Below are 8,796 nucleotides of genomic sequence, written 5' to 3' on the forward strand. Positions count from 1 at the left end.
TAGGGAGTGCCACCCATGAAGACCCTGCTGCTGGTCACCACCGGCCTGCTGTCGGCCAATGTGTTCGCCGCCGATACTCTCACCGTCTACACCTACAGCTCCTTCACTGCCGAGTGGGGACCCGGGCCCAAGATCAAACAGGCCTTCGAGAAAGAGTGCGGCTGCACCCTCAATCTGGTTCCCCTCGAAGATGGGGTAGCCATCCTCAACCGGTTGCGGCTGGAGGGCAACCACAGCAAGGCCGATCTGGTACTGGGGCTCGACGATGCCCTCATCAGCGAAGCCAAGCAGAGCGGCCTGTTCGCCCCCCATCCCGCCAAGCTGGATGGCATCAAGGTGCCAGGTGGCTGGCAGGACGACACCTTTGTCCCCTACGACTGTGGCTACTTCGCCTTCGTCTACGACAAGAGCCAGCTCAAGACCCCGCCCAAAAGCCTGAAAGAGCTGGTGGAGCGCCCCGATCTCAAGGTGATCTATCAGGATCCCCGTACCTCCACCCCGGGGCAGGGGTTGATGCTGTGGATGAAGTCTGTCTACGGCGACAAGGCGCCTGCAGCCTGGGCCGAGCTTGCCAAGAAGACGGTCACCGTCACCAAGGGCTGGTCAGAGGCCTATGGCATGTTCCTCGATGGCGAAGCGGACATGGTGCTCTCCTACACCACCTCTCCGGCCTATCACCTGATAGCCGAGAACAAGCCCCAGTATCAGGCTGCGGCGTTTGAGGAGGGTCACTACCGTCAGGTAGAAGTGGCTGCCAAGCTGAAGAGCGCCAAACAGGAGAAGCTGGCTGACCAGTTCCTGCAATTTATGGTGAGCCCCGCCTTCCAGCAGGAAATCCCGACCGGCAACTGGATGTATCCGGTGATCGACACGCCGCTACCCAAGGGCTTCGAGCAGATGATCACCGTAGCCAAGCCGCTCGCCTTCAGCAGCGATGAGGTGGCAGCCAATCGCAAAGGATGGATCCGCGAGTGGCTGCAAGCCGTCACCCAGTGAGCCTTCATCTGAAACCACAGGCTCGTCCCCTCTGGTGGTTGCCGGGCAGTGCAGCCACCCTGTTGATCCTGCTGTTATCCCTCGGGCCGCTGGTGGCACTGTTGTGGCAGGCCGGTTCGCTGGCCCCGCGCACTTTGCTGGCAGACCCCTATCTGCGCCATGTGCTGGGCTTCAGTCTGGGGCAGGCACTGCTCTCCACCCTGCTGAGCCTGGGGCTCGCCATTCCGATGGCTCGCGCGCTGGCACGGCGGCGCTTCATTGGCCGAACCCTGCTGATCAAGTTGTTTGGCCTCTCGCTGGTACTACCGGTCATCATCGCCATCTTCGGTATCGTGGCGGTACACGGCAAACAGGGGTGGCTACCGCAACTGCTACGGTCACTGGGGCTGGATCCCGGCAACTACCTCTACGGCCTGTTCGGCATCCTGCTGGCCCACGTCTTCTTCAACATGCCGCTGGCGGCCCGCCTGATGCTGCAGAGCATAGAGAGCATCCCCGAATCGAGCTGGCGCCTCGCCAGCCAGCTCGGCATGCGCTCATCCCATATCTTCCGGCTGCTGGAGTGGCCACTGATCCGCGGCATATTGCCCGGGCTGGCCAGCCTTATCTTCATGCTCTGCTTCACCAGCTTCACTACCGTGCTGGCGCTGGGCGGCGGCCCCAAATCGACCACACTGGAGGTAGCCGTCTATCAGGCGCTACGCTTTGACTTCGATCTCGCCACCGCGGGCGGACTGGCGCTGGTGCAGCTGATCCTGACCGCCGCCCTGCTCGCCCTGCAGCACAAGTTGCAGAGTACCCCGGCCAGCAGGGTAACCCCACGTCGCCCCTGCCTGCGGCCAGATCGCCATCAGCCGGGCACGGCTGTGGTGGATCTCTTCTCGCTCTGTATCGGCCTCGCCATCTTTCTGCCACCGTTGCTGGCTATCGTGGTGGCTGGCCTTCACCCCGGCCTGCTGACAGCACTCACCTCCATCAAGCTGTGGCAAGCAAGTGGCCAGTCGCTGCTGATTGCGCTGGCTGCCGGTACCTTGGCGACCCTGCTCGGTGGCGCACTGCTGCTCACTAGCCGTCATCTGCGGATACGGGCTCGCAAGCGACGGGCTGCCGCTCTGTGGGAGGCCAGCGGTTCGGTGATCCTGATGATCCCGGCCGTAGTGCTCTCTACCGGTCTATTTATCTTGTTTATGCCGTTCGCCGATGTGTTCGCCCTCGGCCCCTGGCTGGTGGTGCTGGTCAACGCCCTGATGGCGCTACCTTATGTGCTGCGCACCCTCTCCGCTCCCATGCAGCTGGTGGTGCGTCAGTATGACCGGCTGGCGGACAGTCTGGGGGTACGCGGCCTGCATCGCCTGCGGCTGGTGGAGTGGCCGCTGCTGCGCCGTCCGTTGGCGCTGGCGATGGCACTGTCGATGATCCTCTCATTGGGGGATCTTGGCGCCATCGCCATGTTTGGCAGTCAGGAGCTCACCACTCTGCCCTGGCTGCTCTACCAGCAGCTCGGCAGTTACCGGCTGACCGAGGCGGCCGCCACCGCCCTGCTGCTGCTGACACTCTGTTTATCCCTGTTCTGGCTGGTTGAACGGGGACTTGGAGGAAAACATGCTGAACATTGATACGCTGGTAACCAGCTACCCCGACTGGCGCGTCAGCTTCAGCGCGAAGCTGACCAAGGGGGAGATCACAGCGCTGATTGGCCCAAGCGGCGCAGGCAAGTCGACCCTGCTCGGGATGATCGCCGGTTTCGTGCCGGTGGAGTCAGGCCGTCTCAGCTTCGATGGCGAAGATTTGCTGCCGCTGGGCCCGGCCGAGCGACCAGTCACCACCCTGTTTCAGGATCACAACCTGTTCCTGCACCTGTCGGTGTTCGACAACATCGCCATCGGCCTTCACCCGGGTCTGCGCCTGAGTGCCGCCCAGCGGGCACAAGTGATCGATGCCGCCACGCGGGTTGGCCTCGGCGAGATGCTAAGCCGCCTGCCGGAGCAGCTCTCCGGCGGCCAGCAGCAGCGGGTCGGGCTGGCCCGTGCGCTGGTGCGGGGCAAACCGCTGCTGCTGCTGGATGAACCCTTCTCGGCCCTCGATCCCGCCCTGCGTCGGGAGATGCTGACGGAAGTGGCCCGCCTCGCCTGCGAGCAGGGCATTACCGTACTGATGGTCTCTCACAATCCGGAAGATGCCCAGCTGATTGCCGATCAGGTGCTGTTTGTCGACGAGGGGCGCATCGCCCTGCAGGGAAAGCCGGATATTCTGCAAAACAGCAACCACCCGGGGCTGCTGCGCTATCTGGGTCAATAGCCCTTGGCCCAAGACTGCGCCGGGATCAAAAAGGGGAAGCCGATTGGCTTCCCCTTTTAATGCAAACATATCGGATGAAATCAGAGGTTCTCCTCGGCAAAGGAGGCCAACCGGCTGCGCACCACCCCGTTGAGGAAGATGTTGGCACTGCCGTCGAAATCCTTGAAACGCTCGACGATGTAGGTGAGACCCGAGGTCACCGGGCTCAGGTAGTTGGAGTCGATTTGGGCCAGGTTGCCAGAGCAGACGATCTTGGTGCCCTCCCCGCAACGGGTAATGATGGTCTTGATCTGGGAAGCCGTCAGGTTCTGGCACTCATCCAGTAGCACAAAGGTGTTCTGGATGCTGCGCCCGCGCATGAAGTTGACCGATTTGAACTGGATATTGGCCTTCTCCATGATGTAACTGAGCGAGCCACTCATGTTCTCGTCCTGCTTGTGCAGCACCTCCAGAGTATCGGTTACCGCCGCCAGCCAGGGCATCATCTTCTCCTCCTCTGTACCGGGCAGGAAGCCGATGCTTTCGGCAATTTCCGGGGTATTTCGAGTGACGATCACCTTCTCGTAAATGCCCTTCTCAATCACCAGCTCCAAAGCCGCCGCCATGGCCAGCAAGGTCTTGCCGCAACCCGCCGGGCCAGTCAGGATCACCAGATCGATGTGCGGATCCAGCAGAGCATCCAGCGCCATCCCCTGATAGACGTTCTTGGGATGTACACCCCACGCCTTGCGGGACATCAGCCGCTCGCGCCCCAGATCCTTGATGCGGATCTTGTTGCCATCATGGCTGAGCACCCGGGCGGCGAAGAAATTCTCTTCATCCACCAGATACTGGTTTACGTGAACCCCTTCCAGCAGATTGGCATCGATCACATGGATGGTGTCGCGGCCATGGGTCTCGCTCTCGCACTCCCCAACCCGCTCCCAGAAGCTGCCGGGCACCACCTGAAAGCCCTTGGCCAGCAGGCGGATATCATCGATCAACTGGTCACTACGGTAATCTTCAACGTGAGCAAGCCCGGCCCCTTTGGCTTTGAGGCGCATGTTGATGTCTTTGGTGACCAGCACCACCTGACGCTTCAACTCGTGCTTTTGCAGATAGAGGGCCGCGTTGATGATACGGTTGTCGGCCTCCTTGTCGGTAAACACCTCGGCATCCTGCGGCAGATGGTGATCGCTGAAGATGCAGATATTGCCGCTCGCTTCGCCAGCCAGCGGCACGCCCTGGGTGATCTGATCCGGGGTTGCATCGCGGAAGACATCTTCCAGCGCACGAATGGCCACCCGCGCGTCGCGGCTGACATCCTTGTTGCGATCCTTGATGTTATCGAGCTCTTCCAGCACCGTCATGGGGATGAGCACGTCGTGCTCTTTGAAGGAGTAGATAGCGAGGGGTTCGTGAAGCAGAACGTTGGTATCCAGGATAAACAGCTTTCGGTCCGTATTGTCCATAAGCATCCTCCTTGGCACTGAAGGGCCACGTGTGTGAATCTCAGATGTCATTGAAACCACACGGCCGTGACAGTTTTATTACCCTCAACGCTACGCCCGATTTTACTATCGCGCAACAAATCACTTGGCCGCCTAATTTGATTGCGCATAAAAACAGCAATACAAAGACCGGCACTGTGGCCGGTCTTTTTTCTATCGTTCAACTACTTGAGCATGTTTGTCAGCCGCACTTGGAGTCGCCACAGTTGAGGCAGGTCATGCAGCCATCCTTCAGCACCAGCGCCTTGGTGTGGCACTTGTAGCAGAGCGCGGCATTGGCCGGGAAACCACTGCCAGTCTGTTGCTCTTCAGCCTCCTGAGCCGCCTTCAACTCGGCCTGCTTCTCGGCCAGAAACGCCTGCTGATGCTCGTCCAACCCCGGCGCCTTGAGCATGCCTATCTCGGTGAGATGGCTCTCGATCACGTTGCCAATTTCGGCGATCAGCGATGGAACGTACTTGCCCTTGTTCCAGTATCCGCCCTTGGGATCAAACACCGAGCGCAGCTCCTCCACCAGGAAAGTGACATCCCCACCCTTGCGGAATACGGCGGAGATAATGCGGGTCAGCGCCACGATCCACTGGTAGTGTTCCAGGCTCTTTGAGTTGATGAAGATCTCGAACGGACGGCGGGTTTCGTGCACCGTGCCCTCGTTGAGAATGATGTCGTTGATGGTGATGAACAGCGAGTGCTCGGAGACATGTTCCGGCGTCTTCAGCTTGTAGGTGGTGCCCATCAGTCGCTCCGGACGCAACACGGTTTCGTGCATGTGCACCACGTCATCCTGCGGGGCCAGCTCTTCTTGCGGCTCATCCTTGGTACGCACCTTGTAGGCGACGATTTTCTTGTCGATCTTCTTGACCATAATGTCGTTCTCAGAATTTACCGTAATAGCCTTCTTTCAAGGCGTCGTAGAGGTTGGCGGCAGTGTGCAGCTCACCATCGTATTCAATCTCTTCGTTCCCCTTGACGGAGATGACGGAGCCATCCTCCAGGGTGAAATCGTACAGGGTGTTCTCCAGATCCTTCTCCTTCACCAGCACGCCCTGGAAGGCCTCCGGATTGAAGCGGAAGGTGGTGCAGCCCTTGAGGCCGGAGTCCGAGGCATAGATGTAGATGTCCTTGAACTGCTCGAACGGGAAATCAGTCGGCACGTTGGCAGTCTTGGAGATGGAGGAGTCGATCCAGCGCTGGGCCGCCGCCTGAATGTCCACATGTTGCGCCGGGGTGATGTCATCAGCAGTAATGAAGTAGTCCGGCAGACGACTCGCCTCATCATCGGCATAGGGCATGGCGGATGGATTCACCAGCTCGCGATAGGCCAGCAGCTCGAAGGAGTAGACATCCACGCTCTCCTTGCTCTTCTTGCCCGGCTTGATGACGTTGCGGCTGTAGTGGTGAGCAAAGCTCGGCTCGATGCCGTTGCTGGCGTTGTTGGCCAGTGACAGCGAGATGGTGCCGGTAGGCGCAATACTGCTGTGGTGAGTGAAACGCCCACCCACTTCGGCCAGCTCGGCGACCAGCGCAGGATCCACTTCGGCAACCTGCTGCATATAGCGGCTATAACGCGCATGCAGCACCTTGCCCTTCACCTTGTCACCCACCTTGATGCCATCAGCCGCCATTTCCGGGCGCAGACGCAGCATCTTGCCAGTCACTTCAAACTCCTGCTCCATGATGGGGGCAGAGCCTTTCTCCTTGGCCAGACGCAGGGACTCCTGCCAGCCGGTCATCGCCAGCTCCTGGGATACCTGCTCGGTAAAAGCGACGGACGCGGCAGAACCGTACTTGATCTGCAGCATGGTCAGGGTCGAACCAAGTCCCAGGAAACCCATGCCGTGACGGCGCTTGGCTGTAATCTCCTCGCGCTGCTTGGCCAGCGGCAGCTGGTTGATCTCCACCACGTTGTCGAGCATGCGGGTGAAGATGGCCACCACCTTGCGAAACGCCTGCCAATCGAACGCCGCGTTTTCAGTAAACGGGTCGCGCACAAACTTGGTCAGATTGACCGAACCCAGCAGACAGGCACCGTAAGGCGGTAACGGCTGCTCGCCACAGGGGTTGGTCGCGCGGATCTCTTCACAGAACCAGTTGTTGTTCATCTGGTTGACCTTGTCGATCAGGATGAAACCGGGCTCTGCATAGTCATAGGTGGAGGTCATGATGACATTCCACAGCTTGCGGGCTGGCAGGGTCTTGTAGACCTTGCAGGCGACCTGCCCCAACTCGTTAAAGACAACCCCCTCCTTGTTGGGCCAGTCGGCCCAGAGCACCTGAGCGGGATCGTCCAGCGCAATACCATCCTGCTCCACCTCTTTGGCAGTGTAGGGGAAGATCAGCGACCAGGGGGCATCCTCTTTCACCGCCTTGACGAAATCTTCGGTGATAAGCAGGGAGAGGTTGAACTGACGCAGGCGGCCATCTTCACGCTTGGCCTGAATAAACTCGATCACATCGGGATGGCGGATATCCATGGTGCCCATCTGGGCGCCGCGACGGCCACCGGCTGACGAGACGGTGAAACACATCTTGTCATAGATATCCATGAAGGAGAGCGGGCCGGAGGTGTAGGCACCGGCACCGGAGACAAAGGCACCGCGCGGGCGCAGGGTCGAGAAGTCATAGCCGATGCCGCAACCAGCTTTCAGGGTCAGGCCAGCCTCGTGCACCTTGCTGAGGATATCGTCCATCGAATCTTCGATGGTGCCGGAAACAGTGCAGTTGATGGTTGAAGTCGCGGGCTTGTGCTCAAAAGCCCCGGCGTTGGAGGTGATGCGGCCCGCCGGAATGGCCCCATTGCGCAGCGCCCACAGGAACGGCTCATACCAGGCCTCAGGTTCCAGCTCCTGCTCTGCCAACGCACGGGCTACCCGCTGGTAGGTCTCATCGATAGAGCTGTCGATGGGAGTGCCATCCTTGCTCTTGAGGCGATACTTGCTATCCCAGATCTCGAGGGACGTTTCCTGCATGGGGATAAGGCGGGAGCCAAGCTCACTCTCCAGCACCGGGTTCGATTTAGCCATTTTCAATCAACCTTATGTGAATGCATCAACATCATGACAACAGCAAAAAACACAACAAATAGTGCCATCTAAAATTAATAACACAACATATAGTGCACCTGACGCCATGAAGGCGCCGATTCTAAACTAAAAAAATGCCCCGGCCAGCAGATTTCTGGGCCGAGGCACTTAACTGATTAATTTGCTGAGAGATTTAACACTCAGAGATAGATCAGGGCTTCTTGACGTAAACAGTCGGCGTTTCACCTGCCATATTCAGATAGAACTCGTAGACGCCATCGGCATCCGGTGAGAACTTCATGTCCTCATACTTGGAGCAGGGGTTGACCGGCACAGCCTCACCACCCAATACGGCAACACCGTCACTCGGGCTCTTGTAGCCAAAGTTGGTGCCACAGCTCCAGCCTGAATCAGCAAACTTGAACTTGTAGGGGGCCCACTCTTTCTTGAGGGTGCCTTTAGCCATATAGAGCTTGTCGGCCACCTTGACTACCTTGCTTTCATCAGTCGCCATCCAGTCGTTCATCTCCCCGCGCAGGTAGATGGACTTGCCACCGAAGTCGCTGTTGTCTGCCCCAGTCTGCTCTGCGCCGCCATTGGATGCACAACCGCCTAATACCAGGGTTCCCGCCGCCAGCATCATCGTTACTGTTCTTTTGAACATGAGTCTATTCCTTAAATTATTGTGATTCCTTGGTCCATCAATATGGACTGAAGAATTAAACCAGAGGAGGCATCACAAGAAAGGTAGAGGCATCACATTCTGTGTTTTTTATATCCAACCCATTGAACCAGCAGGCAAATATTGAACAGACAAAGAGACCCCTTTGGGGCCTTATGTGCCCGTTCCAAGGCGCGCCCATTGAATGACAATAAGGGAAAAGCTTAATAATCAGGCGGTTTTCTGAATTTCAGGCAATAAAAAACCCCGCTCGATGAGCGGGGTTTCTTGTATTGGGTGCCTGGCAGTGTCCTACTCTCGCATGGCG

At 58.6% G+C, this 8,796-nt stretch carries 7 protein-coding genes; 3 read left to right on the forward strand and 4 right to left on the reverse strand.

The window, feature by feature from the left end; translation table 11 throughout:
* Window positions 1-15 precede the first annotated feature (15 nt).
* The 3 genes from thiB to thiQ are packed head-to-tail and all read left to right on the forward strand — an operon-like array spanning window position 16 to window position 3,294.
* Window positions 16-996: a thiamine ABC transporter substrate binding subunit gene (gene thiB / locus G5367_RS18700; protein ID WP_421244835.1), complete on the forward strand. Its 981-nt coding sequence runs from the start codon at window positions 16-18 to the stop codon at window positions 994-996.
* Window positions 960-2,612: a thiamine/thiamine pyrophosphate ABC transporter permease gene (gene thiP / locus G5367_RS18705; protein WP_421244836.1), complete on the forward strand. Its 1,653-nt coding sequence runs from the start codon at window positions 960-962 to the stop codon at window positions 2,610-2,612. Before thiB ends, thiP begins: the two co-directional genes overlap by 37 nt.
* Window positions 2,599-3,294, forward strand: coding sequence for a thiamine ABC transporter ATP-binding protein (gene thiQ / locus G5367_RS18710; protein WP_421244837.1), 696 nt, complete (start codon window positions 2,599-2,601; stop codon window positions 3,292-3,294). Before thiP ends, thiQ begins: the two co-directional genes overlap by 14 nt.
* Before the next feature lie 80 nt (window positions 3,295-3,374).
* On the opposite strand, the gene G5367_RS18715 is transcribed toward thiQ, so the two are convergent.
* The 4 genes from G5367_RS18715 to G5367_RS18730 form a co-directional block, all read right to left on the reverse strand.
* On the reverse strand, window positions 3,375-4,745 hold the full coding sequence (locus G5367_RS18715; protein WP_005358170.1) for a PhoH family protein: 1,371 nt from the start codon (window positions 4,743-4,745) through the stop codon (window positions 3,375-3,377).
* A gap of 220 nt (window positions 4,746-4,965) precedes the next feature.
* On the reverse strand, window positions 4,966-5,649 hold the full coding sequence (locus G5367_RS18720; RefSeq protein ID WP_201906604.1) for an NrdJb: 684 nt from the start codon (window positions 5,647-5,649) through the stop codon (window positions 4,966-4,968).
* Window positions 5,650-5,659: 10 nt separating this feature from the next.
* The gene (locus G5367_RS18725) at window positions 5,660-7,807 is read right to left on the reverse strand and encodes an adenosylcobalamin-dependent ribonucleoside-diphosphate reductase (protein WP_421244838.1); all 2,148 of its coding nucleotides are present in this window, start codon (window positions 7,805-7,807) and stop codon (window positions 5,660-5,662) included.
* A 211-nt stretch (window positions 7,808-8,018) separates the two neighbouring features.
* Window positions 8,019-8,471, reverse strand: coding sequence for a pullulanase (locus G5367_RS18730; protein ID WP_005341221.1), 453 nt, complete (start codon window positions 8,469-8,471; stop codon window positions 8,019-8,021).
* Window positions 8,472-8,796: the final 325 nt, after the last annotated feature.

Origin of the sequence: Aeromonas sp. 604282 (genome assembly GCF_049170575.1) — a bacterium.
Taxonomy (GTDB): Bacteria; Pseudomonadota; Gammaproteobacteria; order Enterobacterales; family Aeromonadaceae; genus Aeromonas; species Aeromonas veronii_A.